The following is a 24,207-nucleotide window of genomic DNA, read 5'->3' as shown; positions in this document are numbered from 1 at the left end:
AAGCCACAATAAATGCATTGCAGGCTATCAATTCGTGACTGGCCGTTCCCGATCTGCCACGGATGTATTATGGTGGCGTGGTGCGCATATAACAGCAGCCCGAGCAATCGGGCACTTGCAAGACAATGAGGGTGTCATGAGCAACGAAAGCATTAATTGGGACAAGCTGGGTTTCGACTACATCAAGACCGACAAACGCTACCTGTCCGTATGGCGCAATGGCGAGTGGGACAAGGGCACCCTGACCGAAGACAACGTACTGCACATCAGTGAAGGCTCCACTGCCCTGCACTACGGCCAGCAGTGCTTCGAGGGCCTCAAGGCCTACCGTTGCAAGGACGGTTCGATCAACCTGTTCCGCCCGGACCAGAACGCCGCCCGCATGCAGCGCAGCTGCGCCCGCCTGCTGATGCCGCAGGTGCCGACCGATGTGTTCATCGAGGCGTGCAAGCAAGTGGTCAAGGCCAACGAGAAGTTCGTGCCACCGCATGGTAAAGGCGCCCTCTACCTGCGCCCGTTCGTGATCGGCACCGGTGACAACATTGGCGTGCGCACCGCCCCCGAGTTCATCTTCTCGATCTTCGCCATCCCGGTTGGCTCGTACTTCAAGGGCGGCATGAAGCCGCACAACTTCCAGATCTCCAGCTTCGACCGCGCAGCCCCGCAAGGCACCGGCGCGGCCAAGGTCGGTGGCAACTACGCCGCCAGCCTGCAGCCGGGTGCAGAAGCGAAGAAAGCCAACTTCGCCGACGCCATCTACCTCGACCCGCTGACCCACACCAAGATCGAGGAAGTCGGTTCGGCCAACTTCTTCGGCATCACCGCCAACAACGAGTTCGTCACCCCGAAATCGGCTTCGGTGCTGCCAGGCATCACCCGCCTGTCGCTGATGGAACTGGCGCAATCGCGCCTGGGCCTGACCGTGATCGAAGGCGATGTGGAAATCAACAAGCTGGACCGTTTCATCGAAGCCGGGGCCTGCGGTACCGCTGCGGTGATCACCCCGATCGGCGGCATCGAGTACAACGGCAAGCTGCACGTGTTCCACGACCTGGAAAAGGTCGGCCCGGTTACCCAGAAGCTCTACAACGAGCTGACCGGTATCCAGAGCGGTGACGTGGAAGCACCGGCTGGCTGGATCGTCAAGGTTGCCTGAGGCGCTTTAACGGTTTGAAAAACGGGGCATGCCAGCGATGGCATGCCCCGTTTTTTTATGGGCAAACGCGGTCAACTATAGGATGGCACCGGCTGCGCCGGTGTTCGCGGCTAAAGCCGCTTCCACAGGTACAGCGCAAGCCTGAAGCCTACGCCATCCCTGTAGGAGCGGCCTTGTGTCGCGAAAGGGCTGCGAAGCAGCCCCAGGATATCCGCGCAATGCACAAATCGAGGAGCAGCGCAGGCTGGTAGTTTTCATGCAAGGCGACGCTGCATCAGCAGGTGCCGGGCTTTGTCGAAGGCCCAGTTGTACAGCACGGTGTAGGGCAAGATGATCACGAAGAAGCCCAACTCCACCATGAACGCCTGCAGCAACGAAATTTCCAGCATCCACGCCGCCACCGGCAGGCACCACACCACCAGCCCGGCTTCGAAGCCCAGGCCGTGTGCAAAGCGAGCGCTGGCCTTCCAGTGGATGCGCTCGACCCGCACGTAGCGATCGACCAGTGCGTTGTAGACCATGTTCCACAGCATGGCGATCACCGACAGGGTCACCGCCAGCGCCCCCGCCGTCGCCAGCGACTTGCCCATGATCCAGGACAACAGCGGCGCACACAGCAGCACGGCGAACACTTCATAACCGACGGCGTGGACCAGGCGTTCGGTGAAAGAAACGTTTTTCATGGCAAATTCCATCCATTACGTGAGTCGTGCTTCCTATTTTCTTTGATAGAACTGATACTCGCGACATAGCTACCATCGGTTTTATCAATATCATGCGCTACTCACCCGAAGCTCTGGTCGCCTTTGTCGAAGCCGCATCGCTGGGTTCGTTTTCCGCTGCGGCGCGCAAGTTGCGCAAGAGCCAGTCCACCATCAGCATTGCTATCGCCAATTTCGAGGCCGATGTGGGTTGCCCGTTGTTCGAGCGTGGCGGTCGCCACCCCACGCTGAACGAAGCTGGGCGGCAGGTGCTGAGCCATGTCGAGGCGATACTCGATGCCAGCGCCCAGCTCGATGCCCTGGCGGTGCGGCTGGCGGAAAACATCGAGGCACTGGTCTCGGTGGTGATGTCGGACAGCTACAGCGTGACCTTCCAGGGCGCGGTGATGGCCCGCTTCGCCCAGCACTACCCGCATACCGAGCTGCGCTGCGGCCCATCGGAAGATGCCGATGTGATCGAGCTGATCCAGCAGGGCCTGGCACACGTCGGCATTCTTGCCACCCAGCCCAGCTACCCCGCTGACGTTGCCGTGGCACGCTTGCCCGAGCAGGCAGAGTTTGGGGTGTACGTGGCCAGCGGGCATCCGTTGGCGGCTTTGCCCCAGGTGCAGACGCAGCACCTGGAGAACGTCCGGCAGCTGTATATCAAGACCTATGCTCCCAGCCTGCACCACGGTCGTGGCCAAGCCTGGTCGGCACCGGACTACCTCACCCTGCTGGAGTTCGCCGTGCGCGGGTTCGGCTGGGCCGAGCTGCCCAGGGCACTGGTGGCACGGTTTGGCAGTGGGCTGGTGGAGTTGCAGGTGGCCGGGTATCCGCGACGGGTAGACATGGACGTGGCCTGGTCGAGCCGGCGCGCGCTCGGGCCGGCAGGGCAGTGGCTAGTGCGGCAGATGTTGGGGCAATAGACTTTTATTGCCGGCAAGATCCTGGGGCTCCTGCGCAGCAGTCGCGACACAAGGCCGCTCCTATAGGGGGACTAAAGCGAAAAATCCTACAACGTTTTAGGAAGCCCATTGCTCCCCCGCGAAGGCGTTCCTCGCTAGTGTTTTGGCCGTTGCGTCAAATCACTGGAAAGGAACTCTTGATGAGCATCAGCAAAGCCATCCACATCGCCATGCAGGAAGAGATCCCCAACACCTACGGCACCTGCAATGCCTGCGAACGCTCCGGTCTGCCGATTCTGCTGCTGCGCGAGGCCTACGCCCCACGCCCGGACACAGGGCGCCCCTATCGCCTGGCAGACGATAGCGAAATCATCTTCCACCCGATGCACACCGACCAGCTGCGCCTTTTGCGCCAGGGTTATGTCTACGTACTGCTCGACCAGGAAATCTGGCAGGCCTACGAGGTAGCGGCGGAAGGTACCTTGCAGCGCTTTCCGGTGTCGCAGATGCCCTTGGGGCCACCCAGATCGTTACCCAAGGTATGCGCCACCGAAGGCCACGATGTGATTGCCTCGTTCATCAACATCGATACCCTGCTCTACCGCAAGGCCTGGATCGCCTTCGCCAACGACCCTTGGCCCCGTGCGGTACTCGACCGCTATCGGCAAGGCATCGTCGACAGTGACCCGGGCACCCTCGCCCGCTTCGTCGAAGTGGACCTGAACAGCGCACGCAACGACCCTGCCAGCCTCGGCATCGCCATGACCGACAGCTTCCGCTTCGGCCTGGAACAGGTGCTGGAGTTCTCGACCTTTTCTTCTGCCAGGTTTACCAGCGTCCATGGCTTTTACAGCCGCCTGGGCCGCTGGCATGAAACCCGCACGCATGTACGCAATGTCATCCAGCAGGAACAACTGCCCAATGGCCTGCTGGCGCTGACGCTACCCGACCCGGTCGGCATGGTCATGGAGCTCAACGCGCAACGCACTGGCTGGGTGCAAGCCCTGCAGGAATGGCGGGCGCAGCCGCAGCGGCACTTCGAATACTTCACCTCGCAAGCACTACTGGGCATCCGCGAACTGCACGCGGCCATGGCGGCCGTGCAGGGTGCCGAGGACGCGCAGCGGGAAGCCCGGCAGATCGAGCAGTGGAACGACAGCCCGATCGCGGCCAAGGCGTATCTGCCGCCGGTGGACATCGACGCGCAGGCCGAACGCAACACCGCGCGCAAACAGCAGGACGCCCGCGAGCGGCTGGAAGAGCGTTACGACGAAAGCGCCCGCGCAGCGTTCCAGGCCGATTACGACCGCGAACTGAAAAACTGGCAGTCGATGATCGACCAGGTTGGCGATCTGTATGCGCGGCACTATGCCAAGCGGGCGTTTCAGCAGATCGGCTACTACGACTATGACGCGACCTCCCCCGTTTCGGTGGAGTACTTCATCCAGATGATGGCCGCCTGCCTGGCCGGCGGGCCCACTGAAACCTTGCCTCAGGAGGGTCAGCCGCTCGGGATCACCCAGCATATCTGGCAGCAGCTGCTGGAAGACGACCGCAGCCTGCTTTACCAAGCACTGCTGGCCAAGAACCAGAAGCTGATGCAGCAGGTGGCCAGCGCGCTGTCCGGGGACGACTTCGGCAAGGTGTACGACATCATCAAGGGCATCGCCGGGACCGCCGATGGCCAACTGCTGATGATCAAGCCGATACAGGATGCCGTTGGCCAGTTGCTGGCCGCGACCAACAGCGCAGGGAATGCGCTCAGCCAGCACATCAGTGAACGGACCAAGACCCTGATCGGCCATGTGCATCGCTCGGCGTTTGCCCTGTTCGCCGGGCAGCAGGTAACGCCGCTGCGGATGTCGCTGACAGTGGGCGAATACATGAGCCTGCTCAATGAAGCCCTGGAGGCGCGGACCGATGCGTTTCTACAGCAGGTAGACAAGCAGTTCCGTGATCCCCTGGGCCGCAAGGTGCGGGCCATGGTGCTGAGTGGCGCGATCAATATTGCGGCAGCGGGTAACCGTAGCCAGATGATCGAGGTGATGCTCTGGACGCTCGAAAGCGCCGAGAGTTTGCAGGCGCGGTTGGTGCAGTTGCGCGAGGGTGCAGCCGGTGGCGTCGGGGCGCTGGTACGCAATGTTGCGATTGGTGCGGGTACGCTGCGTGCGCAGGTTACGGGTGGTTTGAAGATCAGTTCTACGGCCGCGCAAAGCGTGGCAAGCGATGCCATGCGCAGCCTGCGGGATGCTGCAGCGAGTAGCGGAAGCGTCGGGCTGCTATTTGCCTTGGGCAGCATGTGGTTCCATCAGGACAGCCTGGGCAAGAACTATCGAGCGTTGCAAGAGACGCATCAGGACAACCCGGAGGCGCTTGCGGCGATCTGGTCTTCTTCGCTTGGGTTGTTGGGTGCCAGCGTCGAAGCGGCGGGACTGGTTGTTGCGCTTGTGCGTCCGAAGATACCGTGGCCGGGGACGGTGACAACAATCTCATTGGGAACCGGTATTGCCAGATTCGGCTCGGGGATTTCTGCGCTTGCTGGTGTCATGGATGCGGTTCAGTACAGGTATGCAAACCTTAGATCCGAGAGAGTGGGAGATGGCTCTGCAGCTCGCCTCTACCGGTTCGCAAGTGCCACTTCATTCGGGGCCGCAGCATTTGGCGTCTGGGCCGCATTTGGCTCCAGCGCTTTACTTGGCCCGATAGGCATAAGCATCACCTTGGGCATAGCAGCCTATCTGCTTGCAACTTCAGCCAAGCACAAAGAATCATCAGCAACGCAGATTTGGGCCAGAAATGCCAAGTGGGGGTTACCGGAATCACATCGCCAATGGATGACCAACGCCGATATGGACGCGGCCATTGCCGCCCTCAATGCGTCCCTCCTCGGTTTGGAGGCGGAGGTCTCGATTCAAATCCAATTCGAAATCAATCACTCCATCCACAAAGAAAATGCGTCAACGATATTTACCAGTGATGGTAATGCGGTCCCGGCAAGCGTCGGCCTGATTTTCTTTATTCGCATTCCAAATTTCAATCAGCACCTGTCGCATTACGAGTGGAGCTTAAGCCTGTACCACGGACCTAGAGGTAGTGAATTAGCTGTACTGTCCGCAGACAGTTCCTCGCCGTTGAAACTGCAAGCTCAAGACAGAGCGACCAATAAGCTCTTCTCCAGACCACCCGATATGCAGCCACTCGCAAAGGTCGACCCAATGACTAAAGCCCTCACCATTCAAGGAGCGCTGCCATTGTCCGACCACCACACCATCCAGGCAATAGAATTCACCCTAAACTTCTGGCCTGACAAAGACGACAAAACAACACTCGCTCAGATTGTATTAATAGAGAATGAGATACGCACCAACAAGAGCAAAAATCAATGAGCCGCCCAAGACTGATCCCACCCTGCACTGGCTGGCAAGAAGACTTGCCATCGCCCTTCGATGCACCGATTCTAGAACCTGGTTTGGCTCCCCACACGCCGAACTTTCAAGATGATATTTACCTCGAGATTTGTCGCTCAGCAATGGCGTATCGTGGGATCGTTTCGATATTGGCACTTATCTTTCTGATTTCGATCCTGGTTGACCTTCCTTGGGTGATCAGGCATACGGACCCAACGGACATAGAAAGTGTTCTTCAGGAAATTATCATGCTCTCATTGTCAGCATGGTGCACCGTTGTCCTGTTCCGGGCAGACCTCTCAGCGCCCCGAGACCTGCCCATTCGATTCAACCGGGCCCGTAATAAAATCTACGCCTACAACTTCAAGCATCAATGGTGGAACCCCTTCGACAAAGGCAAGGTCGTGCCGGTCAGTTACGACTGGTCCCAAGTCCGCGCCGAGCGCTGGTCCCAAACCGGCGCACTGCCAAACGGTGGGTTAATTTTCAAATGGGGTGTCACACTCTCCATCGTTGCACCAGGCACAAACAATGTCATCGACCGTTTTCCTCTGGTCACGATGGGCGCCAATGAACATGCCTGGGCCTACATCTGCACCTACATGCAGGAAGGCCCCTCAGCCCTGCCACCACCAGGCGAACCCAAAGACCACAACGATGTGCTCTGGTGTGAGTTCGCCCTGCGTTTGGCACCGAAGGTAAACTGGCCGTCAGAGATGGATCTGGAATCGAGAACAGCCCCCTGAAAGGGGGTGGGTGATACGAGCGGCTCAATCCCCCGTCGGTACATCCACCACCTTCCAACTGTCATCCGGATCGAAGCGTTTCATCTCCTTGGCCAGCTTGTCACCGTGCGGCCCGAGGTCTTTCTCGAACACCTCGCCGTCATGGCTGATCATGAAGCTCATCACCCCGGTGTCATCGTACCTGGCCGGCCAGGCAACCATGGCGAAGCCACGGCTCATCTGGTTGCCGATCAGGTAACTGTAGGCACCGCCAGGGGCGGATGGGCCCTGTGCATCGAGGATACGAAAGTGGTAGCCATACCAGTCGTCGCCAACCCGGTCCTGGCCGAACAACGGGCCCAGCGGGCTGACCTGGCCATCGCCATCGTCGTCCCAGTACAGCCCGTCATGCTTGCCGGGCTCGCTGAATATCTTCTGCGCGTATTCCAGCGCACCGTTGCCGTTGTGGTCCTGGGTGGCGTACTCCATTTGCGCATCGTGATAGGCCAGCATCGACTGCATGGCACCCAGCTCGTTGCGGCCAATGCGCCGGGCGCGGATTTCGGCGCTGCCGGCCTTGAGGTCGAAACGCCAACCCTGGTCGCCTTTGGTCAACGGAATAGGCAACGTCCAGTGATCACTGCCCACCGCAAGGATGGCCTTGTTTGTACCCGACAGGTTGATGCTGTGCTGCGCGCGATACTGCGCAAGGAACGTGTCCACATCACTGCGTTGCACACCACCGCGCGGTATGTAGGCACGCCAGTCATCACCCAGCAACCGGGCCAGGCGGGCTTCATCAGGTTTCTCCTCGCCCAGCGCCGCAACAAAGGATTCCACGGCCTTCTCCGGTGTCGGGAAGGCTTCCTGCGCAGCGGCCAGGGATGACCATGTCATACCGGCTGCGATTACCAGTGCCGCTATCATTTGACGGTTCATCGACGGCCACCTCCCCCGCGGCGTGCGGGCGCACTGGGCCGGGAAATCTGGTGCCCGGCGGCACGTGATGCGCTCGGTCGCTGGGCGAACGACTGGCTGGTGCGGCCACGGCTGGCCTGCACGCTGGTGCGCGAGGGTGAACGGACGCCGTCGAAGGCATTGTTACGCGCGCGGCCAGCGGTATTGGAAGGCCGATTTTGTGCCAGCTGCCGCCCCTGGCCTTCGCCCTGCCTGCGCTGGTTCACCTGGCTGTTCTGCTGGCGAGCCTGGGTGTTGCGGGTTTCCTGTCGACGGTCGGTTGCCCTGGGGTTGTCGCTACGAGGCTGCATGCGGTTGCCGACCGAATTGCCTGCCTGCGCCTCGCGCATCTGCTGGCGTGCCTGGCGGTTGCTGGTGGCCGGACGTTCGATGCCGGCCCGGTCCATCGACGCCCGGGCCTTGTCCCGCGCCTGGGCGCGTTGGGTGTCGTCACCGCGGAAGGCAGTACGCTGGGTGGCACCGTCCAGCTGGCGACCGTACTGCTGGCGGCTGCGAGAGTCGCGGTAGGGCACGCCGTCGCGGTTGGCGGCGTTGTGCTGCCATTTGTTCTGGTTGTTGGTGATGCGGTTGTTGGCGTTGATGTTGTTGTAGCGGTTGACGTCGATGTCGATGTCGTTGTTGCCCCAGTCACAGTCGCCCCACAGCGAGGCTACGATCGCCACGCCGGTACCGAAGGCCAGGCCCGCCACCAGTGCAGAACCAGGGTAATACATGGGCGGTGGCGGGTAATACACCGGCGGCGAGGCCGGGTAGGCCCAGGTGCCGTAGCTGGTGGTCGGGTTGTAGCTGGGCACGTACACCACTTGCGGGTCGGCTGGCTCGATGATGATGGTGGTGGGCGGGCTACTGGCCGTAACCACCTGGGTACTGCTACCGCTGGAGGCCGGTGCCGGGGCGGTCTGCACGGTCACGTTCTGGTACTGGTTGCTCTGCAGGTTGCCGGCGGCCTGGGCCTGGTGGCGCAGGCGCTGCACGCCGCCCATGACATCGTCGGGCTGCGCAAGGAAGGCGTCACCCAGGCGCTGCACCCAGACCGGGTCTTGCCCCAGGGTCGCCAGTACCTGCGGGAAGGCCACCAGCGCCTGTACACTCGGGTCCCAGGGCTGGTTCGCCACCTTCTTGACGGCATCGTCGCCGGTGGCCTTGGGGTTGGCCTTGGACCAGGTCACAGCTTCGCTCACCTGCCCCGGGTAAGTGGAGGCCATCAATACCTGTGCCAGCAGCGCATCGGGGTACAGCGCGATGGGTGCCAGCATCTGATCCAGTTGCTCCTGGGTGAACACCGGGTCCTTGGCCGCGACCGTGTCGGTTTGTGGTGCCGGGTCGGGGGCCGGTACATCCTCTGCCAGCACCAGGCCGGGCGTGGCACTCAGATACAGGATCACCGACAGGACCGCTGACAATGGCATGCGCATCGCATCTCTCCGTGAGATCAGGCCGCGTGGGTTAAGGGTAGCAATGGCGCTGCTTTTGGCCAGATACGGGGGCGCAAACTTTTCGCGCTCTAAGGGTGGGGTGGTTGCTGCTTTTGAATCTATGTCAGGGCTGGGTTGAGATCTGTAATTGACTGTACCGGCCCTTTCGCGGGCACGCCCGCTCCCACAGGTACTCCACAATGTTCAAACCTGTGGTGATCCTGTGGGAGCGGGCGTGCCCGCGAAGAGGCCGGCGCATGCACAAGGCCGTATCCACAGCAAGGCCGTGAGCGCGCCCGCGACATGAAATACTGAGCGGGCGGTGCTCAACCGCCCAAGGCGATGATCGCCACGATCAGCAACGCCCCGACTACCGCCAGAACCACGCCGGTCAACAGGGCGCGGCCACCGGAATAGCGTGCCAGCAGCCAGCCCGCAAGGAAGAGCATGGCCAGGGCGACCAGGTTCGATACACGGATGGCCGTACCGGTGGTCTCGATCAGCAGGAACGGAATGACCATCGGGAAAGTTGCCAGTACCACCAGCAGGAAAGTGGCCAGCGCCGCCTTGAAATCATCCAGCCCCAGGCGTGCCGGCAGCGGGCGGCCAGCATCACGCAGCATGCGCCCACGCAGCATCTCCAGCCCGTCTTCATCCAGTGCCAGGCCGATGCGCTCTGGCAGCGTATCGGCAATCAGCCTGCGCCCCTGGTTGATATCACCTGCTTGCAAGCGGGCCAGCAAGGTCCGGCTGCGGGTACGTTCGGTCCAGGTACGCAGCAGGTAGATGACGGCATCGGCCAGGCCCCAGGCCAGGTTGCAGCCGAGTGCGGCAATCAGCATCAGCCGCGCGTCTTCGCGCCCTGCCGTGGCCACGCTCAGCGAGCCGATGAAGGTCATCGCCATCAACAGGCCGAAGATGACTTCGGTGATCCGGTCGATCGGTTCCAGCACGCCCCATTTTCGCGGTTGCTCGTCTTGCCCCATCGCACCCTCCCAGGAACCATCGATAATCACTATCGAGAATGGCAATTTCTGCCGAACGACATGGCCGAATAACCTAGCTCCATCGACTCGCCGCCCACCACACCGGCCCCTGGAGCTATCTGATGAACACCTTGGCCCGCCTGCTGTCCGCCACCCTTGCCGTCATTGCCATCGCCATCACCAGCGGCTGTGCCAGCCACCCCGAACTGCGTCCCTACACCGCCGAAGAAACCCGTCAACTGCAACTGGAAGCCTTGCAACGCCGTGGCCTGTCGCTGGAAGATTACGAGCAGCAACGGCGGGTAATCCAGCGTGCCGGCAACCTGCCCGTGGTGACCGAAGCTGCAGACGCCGACCGTTCGACCAAAGGCTGAATGGGCTAGCCGGCGGTTCCCTCACGTTATCTGCACAGGTATGCTTTACCGCTCAACCGCAAGCCTTCCAGGACGGAGACCATGACCAGGCCCCTTCTGTTGCTGAGTGCTGCCCTGCTGTTCAGCCCCATGCTGCTGGCCCAACAGATCAAACGCGAACTGGGCGACTTCGACTTTACACTCGGCACCACCCCCTCACGCAGTATGGCCCAGGGGCTGATATCGCCCAGCGCCATCGGTGCGTTCCACGGTGGCCTCGACTTCAGCCACCCCAGCGGCTGGTACCTTGGCCAGTACGCCCCGAGCATGGGCGTGACGCCCGACTCCACCCTGCGGCTGGACAGTTACCTGGGCTACAAGCACCGGTTCGACAGTAGCCTGGGCTACGAGGTGGGGTTGATCCATTATAGTCAGCCAAACGTTGCGGGCCCCGACAGCTATGCCCTGTACGGTGGTGTTTCGGTGCTGGGCAGCCGTTTCGGTGGAGCGCTGCGCGACAATCCCGACAACCGCACCGCCACGCTATTCGCCGACTTCGGCCAACTGCCGCTGTTTGATGTCGACCTGAGCGTCAAGCTCGCCCATCACCGCCTAGGTACGCCATTCACCATTGGTGATGGCAGCGAGGTGAATGCCTTTTCCGATTGGTCGCTGGAACTATCCCGGCCTTGGCTCGGCATCGACCTGAACCTGGTCTACAGCAACTCAAACCTCAGTGGTGGCGGGTGTGATGCGTATTCGGGCATCAACACCTATTGCGACAGCATGGTCACGCTCAAGGCGCAACGCCGTTTCTTTTAACGGCGCGACGCCAGCGCCAGGGCGATACCGCCCAGCACCACCACGCAGGCCACCAGCAAGCGCAACGACAATGGCTCGCCGATCAGGCCAACCCCGCCCAACGCCGCGATCACCGGGACGCTGAGCTGCATGGTCGCCGCCTGCTGCGCGCTGACTTGCCTGACCACGCCGTACCACACGGCATAGCCAGCACCGGACGCCAGCACACCAGAACCCAGCGCATACAGCACGCCGAGCGGGCTCAGGTGCAAGTCGGCGCCCAGCAACAGCATCGGCGCCAGCAGCACCAGGCACGGCAGGCTCCGGGTGAAATTGCCGGCAGTGTCGGCCAGCGGCCTGGGTGAACCTTTGCCCAGCAGCGTGTAAACGCCCCAGGCCACGCCAGACAGGGCCATCAGCAAGGCGCTGGCAAAAGGTGGCGCCGCAGTACCGGGCAACAGCAGCACCAGCAGGCCGACGAAGGCGATCAGCATGCCCAGCAGCATCCGCGCGGTGATTTGTTCGCCTTTGTACCAGGCGAAGCCGAACATGGTGATCTGCACCGCGCCGAACAGCAGCAACGCACCCGCGCCTGCGCCCAGTTGCAGATATGCCGCAGAAAACAGGAATGCATAGAGGAACAGGGCCAAGCCGCCGCGCCAGCTACCCCCCATGGCAAGCGCGGGTTTTCGCAGGCGGATCAACAGCAGCAGGAACAGTGCACCACTGGCCAGGCGCACCACGGTGAAGGAGGCTGGGTCGATGGCCCCATCCTTCAGCGCGAGCCGGCAGAATACCGAGTTGGCAGCGAAGGCCACCAGGCTGAAAAGTGCCGGCCAGATCCAGGCCCGAGCCTTGGGGTCGGCAAGCGTGGTGGTGCCGGTGCTCATGGTGTGGTCACCTTTGAGGTCAATTGTTGTTATAGCGGCCGTGCTGGTTGGGCCAGCACCGATATACAACATAGCGCTTATCTGCCGCCACCACCGAATCGCCCGGACCTATACAGCCGCCACTGCCTCGATCTCCACCAGCATGCCGTCCAGCGCCAACCGGGGTACCGGTATCAGCGTGCAGGTCGGTTTCATGCAACGGCCCCAGGCCCTGTCAGCCTCGGCTACCCATTCATGCAGTCGCATTTCGGAATGCTCGACGATCAGCAGGGTCAGCTTGAACACATGGGCCAAGCTGGCGCCTTTCGACGCCAGGGCAATCTCAAGGTTGGCCAGTGCCTGGCGCGCCTGCTCGGCGAACAGCGGCGACAGCTGCCCGTTGCGGTCCTCCCCGCCCTGGCCGGCGATGAACAACAGGCGGCTATCGGCATGAACCTCGGCGACATGAGAGTAGGCATTGCCGCTGGGGTCGTACAGGCCTTCGGGGTTGCTCAGCTGGAACGCGGTTGAATGGCTCACGGTAAACCCTCGATCAGTTGGAAGAGGGACGGAGTATCGAACCTTGAGTTAACTCGAGGTCAAGCATGCATCGTAAAAACGGGCTTGCCTGCGTAGGACGTTTCGCACAGCGCGCTGGCTTGCGTGAACCACGCGTTTGTATGCGCGGTGGCTGCCAGGCGCTAGATTGCGAGGCCCGGCATGGAGGCCTGCACGTATCAAGGATAAAGCGATGAGCAAATATGATTTTCAGCTGGCTTATACCATCAAGCCCAAAACCGCACGAGATGAAGACGATGCGGCAAAGGCGCGCCTGCACCTGCGCGAAAAAATTGGCCTGGACACCGTCGAACACATTGAAACCACCTTGCTCGGGGTGATCACTCTCAGCAGCACCACGCTCGCAGACCGCAGGCGCGATGCCGAAAAGCTGCTTCACGATTACATCCATGAAGCGCTCAAGCATCTGTGTGTGCTGTCGACCGTGAAGTTCTACGGTTGCCTGATGGTGGACGGGCTGGGGTCAGCCATTCGCTTCGATATCCTGCCCAAGTGAACATCGACGGCCTCAGGCGCCCCCGCGCCTGAGGCCGTTCTCCATCATTTTTCCTGCAGTACCGCCCTGCCCTTCACCGCCCGAGGCCCGCGCCAGGCCCAGAACAGCAAGCCGGGGAACGGTGCGTAGACCACGAAGACGATCCACAGCATCTTGCGCTCGGCGCGCCGGTCACTGCCGATGATGTGCCAGATGGCCCAGATTTCCAGCAGGATTACAAAGGCCGCGACGATGATCCAGATCGTTCCGATTTCCATGAGCGCTCTCCCATTTGGCATGTAATGGGTTGGGTTGCAGAGGCTGCCGAGGGTTCAGATTGATTTGGCTGGCGGCATGGCACCACTCCTACAGGGAGCAGTGACAGCTCTCAATGCCGTGGTGCAGCTTCCAACGCCGCCTTCAACGCCGGTGCATCGGCAAATGCCCGCTGGCTCACCAGCTTGCCCTGCTCCAGTTGCAACCACTGCACCTGGCCATCCTGCCCTGGATAACGGCTGGCCACGCGCCCGTCGCGGTCGAGCAGTACGCGGTAGTTGTAATCGCGCATGGCGGGGATGGCGAACAGCTTGCTGATCAGCGCCGGCATGCGCTGGATGTCGGCAACGAACACCGCATCGCGCGCCTCCAGGTAACCCTTGGGCTGTTCGGCCAACGCCGCCTTCACCAGCTTTGCACCATCCATGTCGCGCGCCACCAGCAGGATGTGCGTGCCGGCGGCGAGACTATAGGCCTGGTCGTACTGGTCGAGCAGCGTCCACGGGGCGAGCTTGTCGCCCTGCTCCAGGGCATTGGCCAACAATGGCATCAGGCAAAGCAACAGGGCAGCGGCGTACTTCATCAAGGTATCCTCAGTGACAGGAGCATCAGCATAGCGGCAACGGGCCAAGCCAGACAGGTTGCCTGAACACGACCTGGAATACGACACGGCCACCTAGGAGATTGTCTTTCCCCCGGCCACCCGCCACACTCTCAAGGCCAGCCAGGAAGCGGAGTCCAGAGTGCCCACGCCACGCCAGTTCAGCAAGAAGACCAGTACCAGCAACATGCTGCGGCTGAAGTCCACCAGCGCCAATGCCCAAGCCCCCTATCGGGTCGATTTCGTATTGCTCGAACACTTCTCCATGGCCAGCTTCACCGTGGCCATGGACGTGCTGGTCACGGCCAACCTGCTGCGCGCCGACAGCTTTCGATTCACCCCACTGTCGCTTGCAGGCGACCGCGTGCTCAGCGACCTGGGGTTGGAGTTGGTGGCTACCGAGTTATCCGCCGAGGCCCTGAAGGAGTTGGACCTGCTGGTGATCTGTGGCGGCCTGCGCACGCCATTGAAGTACCCCGAGCTTGACCGCCTGCTGGGCGATTGCGCGGCCCACGGCATGGCCCTGGGCGGCTTGTGGAACGGCGCGTGGTTCCTCGGCCGCGCAGGGGTGCTGGACGACTATGGCTGCAGTATCCACCCCGAGCAACGCGCCAGCCTGTCCGAGCGCAGCCCGCAGACGCGGATCACCCCAGCCAGCTTCACTCTCGACCGCGACCGCCTCAGCGCTGCCAGCCCCAATGGTGCCATGGAGCTGATGCTCGGCCTGGTGCGCCGGCTGTATGGCGACGGCCTGGCCGAAGGCGTCGAGGAGATCCTGTCGTTCTCCGGTGCCCGCTATCGTCAGGTCGGCCCGGGCGCGAAGAAGTCCATGAGCCTGCACCTGCGCACCATCGTCGAGCTGATGGAGAACAACCTCGAGGAAACCCTCAGCCTCGACCAGTTGGCCGCCTACAGCGGGCGCTCGCGCCGACAGATCGACCGCCTGTTCCAGGCCCAGCTGGGCACTTCGCCGCGGCGTTACTACATGGAGTTGCGCGTCACCAAAAGCCGCCGCCTACTGCAGTATTCCGACCTGTCGGTGATGGAGGTGGCAGTGGCCTGCGGGTTTGTTTCGGTGTCGCACTTCAGCAAATGCTATGCGGCTTACTTTGGCTACCCGCCGTCGCGTGAGCAGCGGTTGGGCGAGTGAGCAGGGGAAAATGGCAGGAATGTGTGGCCTGGCGAGGCCTCTTCGCGGGCGCGCCCGCTCCCACAGGATCACCACAGCATCCACGCGCGATCCCGGCGAGAGCGGGCTCACAAACCCAAGCGCAACGCCTCCCCCACCCCCGCCCCACGCAAATCGTCCACCGCGCTGACCAGAGCAAAGTTGTAGGCCCCATGCGACCAGTACCGCGCCTCCAGCTGCCCGTCCACGCGCTGCCCGTCCGGCATGCGCCGATAATGATCACCTGGTGAGCGCAGGAACAGGCTGATGCGCTGGCCCTTGCCATCCTCGAACACCAGCAATGCCGCCGGCCCCTGCTCGTTGCTTAGCAGGCGCGCGCCCACCGGTTTGAAGCCGTAGCCCGCCAGGTCCGGCAAGTGGCCAACGCGGCTGAAGTGGCGCCCCAGCCAGTCGCGCAACTGGCCTGGGTCGCTGGCCTGGATATCCAACGTCTGGCTACCGGCAAACAAGCGGTGCGCCTGGACGGCATCGGCCATTGGCAGCTCGGCACGCGCCAAGGTCGCATCGCGCACCTGCCAACCTCCCAGGCCACCTACGCCAAACGCCAGCAGCAGCACCGCCGCCGTGGCCCAGCGGCGCTGGCGGCGTTGGCGCACTTGCCTGCGCAACTGCCCCAGGTCCAGCTGCACCGGCACTTCGCCAAACCCGGCCAGCGCCGTACGCAGGCGGCGGGCGTCGGCACGCCAACCCTCGACCTTGGCCGCAGCCTGCGGGTTGGCCGCCAGCCAGGCTTGAACCTCGGCCCGGCGCGCAGGCTCCAGGCGCTCGTCGACATAAGCGTGCAGTTCGTCTTCGCTGGGGATCAGGCGCGTCATTTCAGTCTCCGCAAGGCCGGGGGCTGGGGGCTGCCCTCGGTCAGTTCGCGCAAGGCATTGCGGGCGCGTGACAGGCGCGACATCACAGTGCCGATTGGGATGCCCAGGGCCTGGGCGGCCTCCTTGTAGCTCAAACCTTCAATGCTGACCAGCAGCAACAACGCACGCTGTTCTGCCGTGAGCCGGGCGAAAGCCTGCAGGTCGGCCTGGGCCAGGACAATGGCCTCGAGGTTGCCACCAACCGGCTCGTCATCGCGCTCGCCGCGGCCGAACCAGGACAGCCATCGCGCGTGCAGGCGCTCACGGCGCTTTCCATCGAGGAACAGCCGATAAAGGATGGTGAACAGCCAGGCCCGCAGGGCATCGGCATCACGTTGCTGGTCGCGCCGGCTCAAGGCCCGCTCGACCGTTGCCTGTACCAGGTCGTCGGCGCTGCCCGGCTCGCGGGTCAGCCACACGGCAAAGCGGCGCAGGCGGGCCAGCAGCTCGCGCCACTGGTGGTCGTCCAGATCATGCATGGCAAGGTCCCGGCCTCTGGGGTTGTCAGTGTAAGAGGCAGACGCCTGCGAGGAAAATCTATTCCCGGCAAGGGAATAAGTTTTTCTCTGCGCCGTCGTACCGGCACCTTCACTGAACCGGACAATGACCATGAACTCACCCCTGCACGGCCCGGCCAAGGCCCTGCGCCTGGCCGCCATCGGCGTCGTGATGCTGGGCGCGGGCGCGGCCTTTGCCTATGCCGCCGGCTGGGTTGGCGATACCCGCCTGACCCCACAACGCATCATCGACACCTTCGAAGCCCAGGCCGGGCATTACCCGGGTTACCGTAAGAACCACGCCAAGGGCCTGTGCGTCAGCGGCTACTTCCAGCCCAGCGGGCAGGCCGTCAGCCTGTCCACGGCGCGGGCGTTCAGCCAGCCGCGGGTGCCAGTGATCGGCCGCTTCGCCATCGGCGGCGCCAACCCGTTCGCGCCGGATACCGGCATACCGGTGCGCAGCCTGGCCATCGAGTTGAGCACCGACGACGGGCAAGTCTGGCGTACCGGCATGAACAACCCGCCGGTGCTGGCGGTAAGCACGCCACAAGCCTTCTATGAACAGGTACTGGCGGGGGCACCCGACCCGGCCACCGGCAAACCGGACCCGGGCAAACTGCAGGCGTTTTTCGCCGCCCACCCGGAAAGCGCGGCGTTTCGCCAATGGGCGGCGGGGTACAAGCCCAGCAACAGCTTCGCCAGCACGCAGTACCACAGCATCAACGCCTTCCGCCTGATCGACGCAAGCGGCGTGTCCCACCCCGTGCGTTGGCAACTGGAGCCGCAGACAGCGTTTGCCGCCCTGCCTGCCCAAGTCGATGACAAACAGTTCCTGCAGCACGACCTGCAGCAACGGCTGGCCCAGGCCCCGCTGCGCTGGACGCTGCGCCTGGTACTGGCGGAACCCGGCGATGCAGTGGACGACCCTGCCAGCCCGTGGCCTGCCGACCGACGCAGCGTGGACGCCGGCACGCTGGTACTGGAACAGGTCGACGGCCCCGAGCAAGGGGCCTGCCGCGACATCAACTTCGACCCGCTGATTCTACCCCGGGGCATCCAGGCCTCTGCCGACCCGATTCTCGCCGCCCGTTCGGCCGCCTACTCGGAATCCTTCAACCGCCGCAGCCGCGAATCGCTCGACACCGGAGCCCACCCATGAAAACCGACGCCTTCCACCCCCTCGCCCGCCTGTTGCACTGGCTGATGGCCGTGCTGATCCTGGCCATGTTGTTCATCGGTGTGAGCATGGTCGCCGACCTGTCGCCGCGCCACCCCGTGCTGATCGGGTTGCACAAGGCAACCGGCCTGGCCCTGCTGGTGCTGGTGCTGCTGCGCATCGCCGTTCGCCTGGCCCTGCCCCACCCAGCCCTGCCGCGCGACCTGCCTGCACTGCAACGCTGGGGCGCCGGGGCTTCGCACCTGGTGCTCTACGGACTGATGCTTGCCATGCCGCTGCTGGGCTGGGCCATGCTGTCGGCCGGTGGCTACCCCCGCCCCCTGGGCTTGCCGGCCATTGCCCCCCATGACCTGCAACTGTATGCAGTACTGCGCCAGGCCCATGGCTGGGCTGGCTACTTGCTGTTCGCCACGGTGCTGGTGCATGTGGGTGCGGCCTTGATGCACGCGTGGGTGCGCCGCGATGGCGTGTTGCGTAGCATGTGGCCTGGCCCGCTGCGCCGCAGCCAATGACACTCGGCAGCCCGGGGGCTCGACACCGATAACGATTCCCAACAAGATCGGCTTTCTATTTGCCGTACCGCCCTGGACTGCCCTATGAATGTCGCAAAGGATCCTGCCACACTCGCACCCGCCAGTACTCTGGACTTGCGCCCCCTGCTGCTGGCCAACATGGCCTGCACCATGTCGATGATGGCCTTCGTCGCCCTGATCGGCCCGATCGCCCGCCAGCTCGGCATGGCCACCTGGCAAGCCGGTGCCGCCGTGACCGTGGCGGGCGTGGTCTGGGTGCTGCTGGCCCGGCCTTGGGGGCGCGCCGCAGACCGTCTGGGCCGTCGGCGCATCCTGCTGCTGGGCAGCGCCGGCTTCACCCTGGCCTACTGGCTGCTGTGCCTGTTCGTAGAAGGTGCGCTGCGCTGGCTACCGGGGGCGACCCTGGCCTTCATCGGCCTGATGGTCGCGCGCGGCTGTATCGGCGCCTTCTATGCTGCCATCCCGGTGGGCTGCAATGCGCTGATCGCCGACCATGTCGAACCGCAACGCCGGGCCCGGGCCATGGCCTCGCTGGGGGCGGCCAACGCCGTCGGCCTGGTGGTGGGGCCGGCGCTGGCAGCGCTGCTGGCGCGGCATGGCCTGAGCCTGCCGTTCCACATCATGTCGCTGCTGCCGGCCAGTGCCTTTCTGGTCCTGCTGTTCACCCTGAAGCCGCAGGCGCTGCCGCACAGCCATGCTCCCAGCCCGGTGCGCCTGAACGACCCACGCCTGCGTCGGCCCTTGCTGGTGGCGTTCAGCGCCATGCTCAGCGTCACGGTATCGCAGATCATCGTCGGTTTCTTTGCCCTCGACCGCCTGCACCTGGGCCCTGCCGAGGCTGCGCAGGCCGCTGGCATCGCCCTGACCACGGTGGGTGTGGCGCTGATCCTGGCGCAGGTGCTGCTGCGCCAGCTGGAATGGCCGCCGTTGAAGATGATCCGGGTCGGCGCCACAGTTTCGGCCCTGGGCTTTGCCTGCGGCTCGCTGGCCACCACGGCGCCCTGGCTGTGGGCTTGCTACTTTGTCGCGGCGGCGGGCATGGGCTTTGTCTTCCCGGCGTTTTCGGCGCTGGCGGCCAATGCCATGCACGCCTCCGAGCAAGGCGCCACAGCCGGCTCCATCGGTGCTGCCCAGGGCATGGGCGCAGTGATCGGGCCGCTGGCCGGCACCTTGGTTTATGCCGTCGATCCACGCTTGCCATTCCTGGCGGTGGCGGCGCTGTTGCTGCTGGTCGGGTCATGGCCGATGCCGCGCGATCAGCGGGCCTGACAAGCACAGCGCGCAAGCGCGCAGAGTGTGTTTTAATGCGCATCGCTCATTATTATTGACACCTCTGATTACAAGGCGGCTATGGACACGGGGACGCGACTCAAACTGGTGCGTGAACGCAACAACCTCTCCCAACGGGAACTGGCCCGCCGCAGCGGGCTGACCAATTCGACGATCTCGCAGATCGAGCAGAATCGCGTCAGCCCTTCGGTCAGCTCCCTGAAAAAACTGCTCGAAGGCATTCCGATGAGCCTGGCGGAGTTCTTCAGTTTCGACGAGCCGGTGCGCGAAGAGCGCTACGTGTTCCGTGGCGGCGAGCAGCCAGACCTGGGCCGCAACGGCCTGCGCATGCTGCTGGTTGGCGCCAGCGTCGAAGGCCGGCAGATGCGCATGCTGCGTGAACTGTATGCACCGGGTGCCGATTCGGGCGAGCCGATCGTGCATGCCGAGGGTGAGGAGTGTGGCCTGGTCACACGCGGCACCGTCGAGTTGTGGGTCGATGGCCAGGTGAGCGTGCTCAACTCGGGCGACGGTTACTACATCCCCACTACCCTGCCGCACAGTTTCAAGAACATCGGCCCGGACGAGGCCGAAATCATCAGCGCCAACACCCCGGCGAACTTCTGACTGCTTTATGCATGGAGATGGCACCGGCTTTGCCGGTGTTCGCGGCTGAAGCCGCTCCCACAGGAAACGCGCCAACCCTGTGGGAGAGGCGCCTTCAGGTAGGGCTGCCGGCGCCCTGACGCAGGGCCTCCTCAACAAAGTCCAAACGGTCCTGCCCGAAGAACATCTCGCCACCGACAAAACAGGTCGGCGCGCCGAACACCCCGCGCTCCACTGCAGCTTCGGTCGCGTGCCTGAGCGCGGACTTCACCTCGTCGTCACCCGCCAGCGCGCGAAATGCCTGCGGGTCGAAGCCGCCCTGGCTCAGCGTGTCGTCGAGGACGGCGTTGTCGCCCAGGTTGCGGCGCTGAGCAAACAGACCATTGAACAGCACCGCCAGCAACGCCTCGAAGCGCTCCGGCGAACGCAGCTGGATGCCCATTGCCCCGCGCATCAGGGTCAAGGTATTGACCGGGAACCCCGGCGGCAACCCGAACGGTACCCCGTAGCGCTCGGCGAAGCGCGCCAGGTCGGTGAACATGTAGCGGCCCTTGGCCGGGATCATCACCGGCGAGGCGTTGCCGGTGGCCTGGAAAACCCCGCCCAGCAGCATCGGCCGGTAACGCAGCGTGGCACCCTGGCGCGCACACAGGCCAGGCAGTTGGGTCCAGGCCAGATAGCTGGCCGGGCTGCCCAGGTCAAAAAAGAAATCGACAGTCTTGTTCATGTGGTTACGGTCCTTGCTCGGTAAAAGGGGCTTACCAACGTTCCATCCAGGGGCGCAGGTCCAGCTCGAAGGTCCAGGCGTCGCGGGGCTGGGCATGCAGGAACCAGTAGCTGTCGGCGATGTGGGCCGGGTCGAGGATGCCATCCTGGTCCTTGAGGGCGTAGCGCTCGGGGAAAGTGTCACGGATGAAGGCGGTGTCGATGGCTCCGTCAACCACCACGTGGGCGACATGGATGTTCCGCGGCCCCAGCTCGCGCGCCATGCTCTGGGCCAGGGCGCGCAAAGCGTGCTTGGCCCCGGCGAATGCCGCAAAGCCCGCCGCGCCACGAGTGCCAGCGGTGGCGCCGGTGAACAGGATGGTGCCACGCTCGCGCTGGACCATGCGCCGGGCCACCGCCTGGGCGGTAAGGAAACCGGCAAAACAGGCCATCTCCCAGATCTTGAAGTATTTGCGCGGGGTTTCCTCAAGAATGCTACAGGGCACATTGGCACCGATATTGAACACAAACGCTTCGATCGGGCCGATATCACGCTCGATGGTTTCGACCAGCGCCGCCACCTCCTCCTCCTTGCGCGCATCGGAGCCAAACCCGTGGGCCTGGCCGCCGGCAGCACGGATTTCGTCCAGCAGCGGCTGCAACTTGGCAGCCTGGCGCCGGGTAACACAAGCAATGTAGCCCTCACGGGCAAAGCGCTTGGCGATCTCGCCGCCGGTAGCATCCCCCGCGCCAATCACGAGCACCACTTTTTGTTGTTCTGTCATGCCAGCCTCTATTAGTAAATGATCGTTTAGTAAACGAACGCTATGTTATGATCGCCGCCACCGTCAAGCCCGCCTGCAGAGGCAACTGAATGCGTTACACCAACGAACACAAACAGCAAACCCGCGAGCGGCTGCTGGCCAGCAGCGGCGCGCTGGCCAAACGCGGGGGCTTTTCCAGCACCGGCGTAGCCGGGCTGATGAAGGCGATCGGCCTGACCGGCGGAGCCTTCTACAACCACTTCCCGTCCAAGGACGACCTGTTCACCGAGGTAGTGCGGCAGGAATTGTGCAACAGCCCACTGGCGCGCCTGGCCAACCAGGGCGCCAGTCGCGAACGCCTGGGCCGTTGCCTGCAGCAGTACCTAAGCCTGGCCCACCTGCACAATGCCGAGGGTGGCTGCCCGCTGCCGCCATTGGGGGTGGAGATTGCCCGGGCCGAAGCACCGGTGCGTGCAGTGGCCGAGCATTGGCTGTTGGAGCTGCACCAGGCCTGGAGCGCGACCCTGGAAGACAGCGAATTGGCCTGGGTGCTGATCAGCCAGTGCGTCGGTGCCTTGCTGGTCGGGCGCATGCTGGCCACGGAAAGCGTGCAGTCGCAGGTACTGGACGCCAGCCGCCACTTTGTCGAGAAGGCCCTGCATGAAGCGGATTAGTCTACTGCTGGGGCTACTGATGAGCTTGCCTGCACTCGCCGAACAGGCCTGCCCGCCAGGGCAATACCAGGTGTGCCTGATGGGATGTTTCTGTGCGCCCATCGACCCCGGCCAGGCCGGGCAGATTTTCAAGGACGTGGAAGTACTGGCTTCGTCCAGTCTGACCTACGCCTTGCAGCAGGCCCGCGACGAAGCCACCGCCAGCGGCGTCGAGCCGATCCCGTTGCATATCCGTGCGCAACTCGAACCTTGGTACGACTTTGCCGTGCTCGACGCGGCGCGCTTCCGGGTGGGTGACGAACAGCAAATGAGCGCGGCCAATGCGCTGCTGCAGAACCCCGATGTGAACGCCGTGACGCTGATCGACACGATCATTTTCCGCCGCCCCGCCGATGCCGAGGACAACGTGGCGTTGTGGGCACATGAGCTCAAGCATGTGCAGCAGTATCAGCAGCTGGGTGTGGAAGAGTTCGCCCGGCGCTACACGCGCAACTACGACGACCTGGAAGCGCCGGCCTACAAGATCGAGGCCGAGGTAGGCAAGGCGCTGCGCGAGCGTGGTTCAGGGCAGGCCAGATAATTTCTGGTCATTGCGCGGTCGCCGTGTAGGAGCGGCGACCGCATCAGTGGCCAAACCAGGTGTCAGGACGCCGCCGAAGCTTCTTCAGCCACCTGCTCACGGCTGGCATAACGCTGCGCCAGCACCGCACAGACCATCAGCTGAATCTGGTGGAACAGCATCAGCGGCAGGATCATCGCGCCAATGCCACTGCCGACGAACAGCACCTGCGCCATTGGCACCCCGGTGGCCAGGCTCTTCTTCGAACCGGCGAACAGGATGGTAATGCGGTCCTCCAGGTCAAAGCCCGCCAGCTTGCCGAGCAGCCGGGTACCGTACAACACCACCGCCAACAAGATTCCGCACACGGCAAACAACCCGGCCAGGTGCTGCGGCGATACCGTGTGCCACAGCCCGGTGACCACCGCCTCGCTGAACGCGGTGTAGACCACCAGCAGGATCGAACCCTGGTCCACCACCTTGAGCCAGCGCGCATTGCGCTTGACCCAGGCACCGATCCAGCGCCGGGCGACCTGCCCGGCCACGAACGGCACCAGCAGCTGCAGGGTGATCTTCAGCACCGCATCCAGACCAGAACCAGTATCACCGCTGGCCCCCAGCAACATCATTACCAGCAACGGCGTGAGGAAGATACCCAGCAGGCTGGATGCCGCCGCACTGCAAATGGCCGCCGGCACGTTACCACGCGCCAGCGAAGTGAAGGCGATGGCCGACTGCACGGTAGCCGGCAAGGCACACAGGTAGAGCACGCCCAGGTAAAGTTCGTTGCCCACCAGCGGCACGAACAGTGGCTTGAACGCCAGGCCCAGCAGCGGGAACAGCACGAAGGTGCAGGAGAACACCAGCAAGTGCAGGCGCCAGTGCCCCGCTCCGGCAATGATCGCCTCGCGCGACAGCTTGGCGCCGTGCAGGAAGAACAGCAGGCCGATGGCCAGGTTGGTCAGCCAACCAAAATACACTGCGCCGTCGCCCGAGCAAGGCAGCACGGTGGCAATCAGCACCACCCCGAGCAAGGCCAGGGTGAAATTGTCGAATAACATGCGCAAATACTTCATCACAGTTTCCGTCTTGTCATTGTGCAAGGGCAGACGATAAGGTCTTCGGCTTTTCGCCGCTAACGCCGGAACCC

Annotated in this window: 27 protein-coding genes; 14 read left to right on the top strand and 13 right to left on the bottom strand. The window is 63.3% G+C overall.

Annotation, left to right across the window (positions count from 1 at the left end):
- Positions 1 to 136: 136 nt before the first annotated feature.
- Positions 137 to 1,156, top strand: a complete 1,020-nt coding sequence (locus KDB76_RS13670) for a branched-chain amino acid aminotransferase (RefSeq protein ID WP_013972500.1) — start codon at positions 137 to 139, stop codon at positions 1,154 to 1,156.
- A 254-nt stretch (positions 1,157 to 1,410) separates the two neighbouring features.
- On the opposite strand, the gene KDB76_RS13665 is transcribed toward KDB76_RS13670, so the two are convergent.
- A complete protein-coding gene (locus KDB76_RS13665; RefSeq protein ID WP_024087038.1) occupies positions 1,411 to 1,839 on the bottom strand; it encodes a multidrug/biocide efflux PACE transporter in 429 nt (142 codons plus the stop codon).
- Positions 1,840 to 1,931: 92 nt separating this feature from the next.
- Between KDB76_RS13665 and KDB76_RS13660 the strand changes: the two genes are divergently transcribed.
- The 3 genes from KDB76_RS13660 (at position 1,932) to KDB76_RS29800 (ending at position 6,918) form a co-directional block, all read left to right on the top strand.
- Positions 1,932 to 2,786 carry a LysR family transcriptional regulator gene (locus KDB76_RS13660; RefSeq protein ID WP_013972498.1) on the top strand — a complete coding sequence of 285 codons (855 nt, stop codon included), beginning with the start codon at positions 1,932 to 1,934 and terminating at the stop codon, positions 2,784 to 2,786.
- Between the two features lie 179 nt (positions 2,787 to 2,965).
- Positions 2,966 to 6,151 carry a T6SS effector BTH_I2691 family protein gene (locus tag KDB76_RS13655; RefSeq protein ID WP_038409608.1) on the top strand — a complete coding sequence of 1,062 codons (3,186 nt, stop codon included), beginning with the start codon at positions 2,966 to 2,968 and terminating at the stop codon, positions 6,149 to 6,151.
- Complete coding sequence (locus tag KDB76_RS29800) at positions 6,148 to 6,918, top strand: DUF6708 domain-containing protein (RefSeq protein WP_230397110.1); 771 nt, start codon at positions 6,148 to 6,150, stop codon at positions 6,916 to 6,918. The genes KDB76_RS13655 and KDB76_RS29800 overlap by 4 nt, the downstream gene beginning before the upstream one ends.
- Before the next feature lie 24 nt (positions 6,919 to 6,942).
- On the opposite strand, the gene KDB76_RS13645 is transcribed toward KDB76_RS29800, so the two are convergent.
- The 3 genes from KDB76_RS13645 to KDB76_RS13635 form a co-directional block, all read right to left on the bottom strand.
- Positions 6,943 to 7,836 (bottom strand): DUF2950 domain-containing protein, encoded by an 894-nt coding sequence (locus KDB76_RS13645; RefSeq protein ID WP_023660937.1) that lies wholly within the window; start codon positions 7,834 to 7,836, stop codon positions 6,943 to 6,945.
- Positions 7,833 to 9,290, bottom strand: coding sequence for a DUF3300 domain-containing protein (locus KDB76_RS13640; RefSeq protein WP_013972495.1), 1,458 nt, complete (start codon positions 9,288 to 9,290; stop codon positions 7,833 to 7,835). Before KDB76_RS13640 ends, KDB76_RS13645 begins: the two co-directional genes overlap by 4 nt.
- Before the next feature lie 326 nt (positions 9,291 to 9,616).
- Entirely contained in the window at positions 9,617 to 10,276 is a 660-nt protein-coding gene (locus KDB76_RS13635) for a VIT1/CCC1 transporter family protein (RefSeq protein ID WP_013972494.1), read from the bottom strand.
- A 122-nt stretch (positions 10,277 to 10,398) separates the two neighbouring features.
- On the opposite strand from KDB76_RS13635, the gene KDB76_RS13630 reads away from it, so the two are divergent.
- Both KDB76_RS13630 and KDB76_RS13625 read left to right on the top strand, forming a co-directional pair.
- Positions 10,399 to 10,650 carry a hypothetical protein gene (locus tag KDB76_RS13630; RefSeq protein ID WP_013972493.1) on the top strand — a complete coding sequence of 84 codons (252 nt, stop codon included), beginning with the start codon at positions 10,399 to 10,401 and terminating at the stop codon, positions 10,648 to 10,650.
- 81 nt (positions 10,651 to 10,731) lie between these two features.
- Positions 10,732 to 11,451, top strand: a complete 720-nt coding sequence (locus KDB76_RS13625) for a TorF family putative porin (protein WP_023663023.1) — start codon at positions 10,732 to 10,734, stop codon at positions 11,449 to 11,451.
- Here KDB76_RS13625 and KDB76_RS13620 read toward each other — a convergent pair.
- Positions 11,448 to 12,320, bottom strand: a complete 873-nt coding sequence (locus KDB76_RS13620; RefSeq protein WP_038409607.1) for a DMT family transporter — start codon at positions 12,318 to 12,320, stop codon at positions 11,448 to 11,450. The genes KDB76_RS13625 and KDB76_RS13620 overlap by 4 nt on opposite strands.
- A gap of 108 nt (positions 12,321 to 12,428) precedes the next feature.
- A complete protein-coding gene (locus tag KDB76_RS13615; RefSeq protein ID WP_023663024.1) occupies positions 12,429 to 12,839 on the bottom strand; it encodes a RidA family protein in 411 nt (136 codons plus the stop codon).
- A 211-nt stretch (positions 12,840 to 13,050) separates the two neighbouring features.
- On the opposite strand from KDB76_RS13615, the gene KDB76_RS13610 reads away from it, so the two are divergent.
- Positions 13,051 to 13,374, top strand: a complete 324-nt coding sequence (locus KDB76_RS13610) for a hypothetical protein (protein ID WP_015270192.1) — start codon at positions 13,051 to 13,053, stop codon at positions 13,372 to 13,374.
- A gap of 44 nt (positions 13,375 to 13,418) precedes the next feature.
- Here the strand turns inward: KDB76_RS13610 and KDB76_RS13605 are convergent, their stop codons facing one another.
- Together KDB76_RS13605 and KDB76_RS13600 are read right to left on the bottom strand one after the other, a co-directional pair.
- Positions 13,419 to 13,631, bottom strand: a complete 213-nt coding sequence (locus KDB76_RS13605) for a PLDc N-terminal domain-containing protein (protein ID WP_013972488.1) — start codon at positions 13,629 to 13,631, stop codon at positions 13,419 to 13,421.
- 110 nt (positions 13,632 to 13,741) lie between these two features.
- The gene (locus KDB76_RS13600; protein WP_013972487.1) at positions 13,742 to 14,212 is read right to left on the bottom strand and encodes a hypothetical protein; all 471 of its coding nucleotides are present in this window, start codon (positions 14,210 to 14,212) and stop codon (positions 13,742 to 13,744) included.
- A 160-nt stretch (positions 14,213 to 14,372) separates the two neighbouring features.
- On the opposite strand from KDB76_RS13600, the gene KDB76_RS13595 reads away from it, so the two are divergent.
- Entirely contained in the window at positions 14,373 to 15,380 is a 1,008-nt protein-coding gene (locus KDB76_RS13595) for a GlxA family transcriptional regulator (RefSeq protein ID WP_013972486.1), read from the top strand.
- Between the two features lie 107 nt (positions 15,381 to 15,487).
- Here the strand turns inward: KDB76_RS13595 and KDB76_RS13590 are convergent, their stop codons facing one another.
- Positions 15,488 to 16,234 (bottom strand): anti-sigma factor, encoded by a 747-nt coding sequence (locus tag KDB76_RS13590; protein WP_038409606.1) that lies wholly within the window; start codon positions 16,232 to 16,234, stop codon positions 15,488 to 15,490.
- Positions 16,231 to 16,752 (bottom strand): sigma-70 family RNA polymerase sigma factor, encoded by a 522-nt coding sequence (locus KDB76_RS13585; RefSeq protein WP_013972484.1) that lies wholly within the window; start codon positions 16,750 to 16,752, stop codon positions 16,231 to 16,233. The genes KDB76_RS13590 and KDB76_RS13585 overlap by 4 nt, the downstream gene beginning before the upstream one ends.
- Positions 16,753 to 16,876: 124 nt before the next feature.
- Between KDB76_RS13585 and KDB76_RS13580 the strand changes: the two genes are divergently transcribed.
- From KDB76_RS13580 to KDB76_RS13565, 4 genes are all read left to right on the top strand, one after another.
- On the top strand, positions 16,877 to 17,929 hold the full coding sequence (locus KDB76_RS13580) for a catalase family peroxidase (protein WP_038409605.1): 1,053 nt from the start codon (positions 16,877 to 16,879) through the stop codon (positions 17,927 to 17,929).
- Positions 17,926 to 18,459, top strand: a complete 534-nt coding sequence (locus tag KDB76_RS13575; protein WP_013972482.1) for a cytochrome b — start codon at positions 17,926 to 17,928, stop codon at positions 18,457 to 18,459. The genes KDB76_RS13580 and KDB76_RS13575 overlap by 4 nt, the downstream gene beginning before the upstream one ends.
- 84 nt (positions 18,460 to 18,543) lie before the next feature.
- Positions 18,544 to 19,749 carry an MFS transporter gene (locus KDB76_RS13570; RefSeq protein WP_038409604.1) on the top strand — a complete coding sequence of 402 codons (1,206 nt, stop codon included), beginning with the start codon at positions 18,544 to 18,546 and terminating at the stop codon, positions 19,747 to 19,749.
- An 81-nt stretch (positions 19,750 to 19,830) separates the two neighbouring features.
- On the top strand, positions 19,831 to 20,376 hold the full coding sequence (locus KDB76_RS13565; protein ID WP_003248033.1) for a cupin domain-containing protein: 546 nt from the start codon (positions 19,831 to 19,833) through the stop codon (positions 20,374 to 20,376).
- A gap of 94 nt (positions 20,377 to 20,470) precedes the next feature.
- Here KDB76_RS13565 and KDB76_RS13560 read toward each other — a convergent pair whose 3' ends face one another.
- Together KDB76_RS13560 and KDB76_RS13555 are read right to left on the bottom strand one after the other, a co-directional pair.
- On the bottom strand, positions 20,471 to 21,082 hold the full coding sequence (locus KDB76_RS13560; protein ID WP_038409603.1) for a 2-hydroxychromene-2-carboxylate isomerase: 612 nt from the start codon (positions 21,080 to 21,082) through the stop codon (positions 20,471 to 20,473).
- Positions 21,083 to 21,113: 31 nt separating this feature from the next.
- A complete protein-coding gene (locus KDB76_RS13555; protein WP_038409598.1) occupies positions 21,114 to 21,845 on the bottom strand; it encodes an SDR family oxidoreductase in 732 nt (243 codons plus the stop codon).
- 89 nt (positions 21,846 to 21,934) lie between these two features.
- Here KDB76_RS13555 and KDB76_RS13550 point away from each other — a divergent pair, with 89 nt between their 5' ends.
- Both KDB76_RS13550 and KDB76_RS13545 read left to right on the top strand, forming a co-directional pair.
- Positions 21,935 to 22,498, top strand: coding sequence for a TetR/AcrR family transcriptional regulator (locus KDB76_RS13550; protein WP_038409597.1), 564 nt, complete (start codon positions 21,935 to 21,937; stop codon positions 22,496 to 22,498).
- Complete coding sequence (locus tag KDB76_RS13545; protein WP_024087033.1) at positions 22,485 to 23,078, top strand: DUF4157 domain-containing protein; 594 nt, start codon at positions 22,485 to 22,487, stop codon at positions 23,076 to 23,078. Before KDB76_RS13550 ends, KDB76_RS13545 begins: the two co-directional genes overlap by 14 nt.
- 62 nt (positions 23,079 to 23,140) lie before the next feature.
- Here KDB76_RS13545 and KDB76_RS13540 read toward each other — a convergent pair whose 3' ends face one another.
- The gene (locus KDB76_RS13540) at positions 23,141 to 24,133 is read right to left on the bottom strand and encodes a bile acid:sodium symporter family protein (protein WP_023663275.1); all 993 of its coding nucleotides are present in this window, start codon (positions 24,131 to 24,133) and stop codon (positions 23,141 to 23,143) included.
- Positions 24,134 to 24,207: the final 74 nt, after the last annotated feature.

Source organism: Pseudomonas sp. JS425, assembly GCF_018223845.1.
GTDB classification, from domain to species: domain Bacteria; phylum Pseudomonadota; class Gammaproteobacteria; order Pseudomonadales; family Pseudomonadaceae; genus Aquipseudomonas; species Aquipseudomonas asiatica.
Note: the sequence above shows the minus strand (reverse complement) of the source record. Positions and strands in the feature narration are given on the sequence as shown.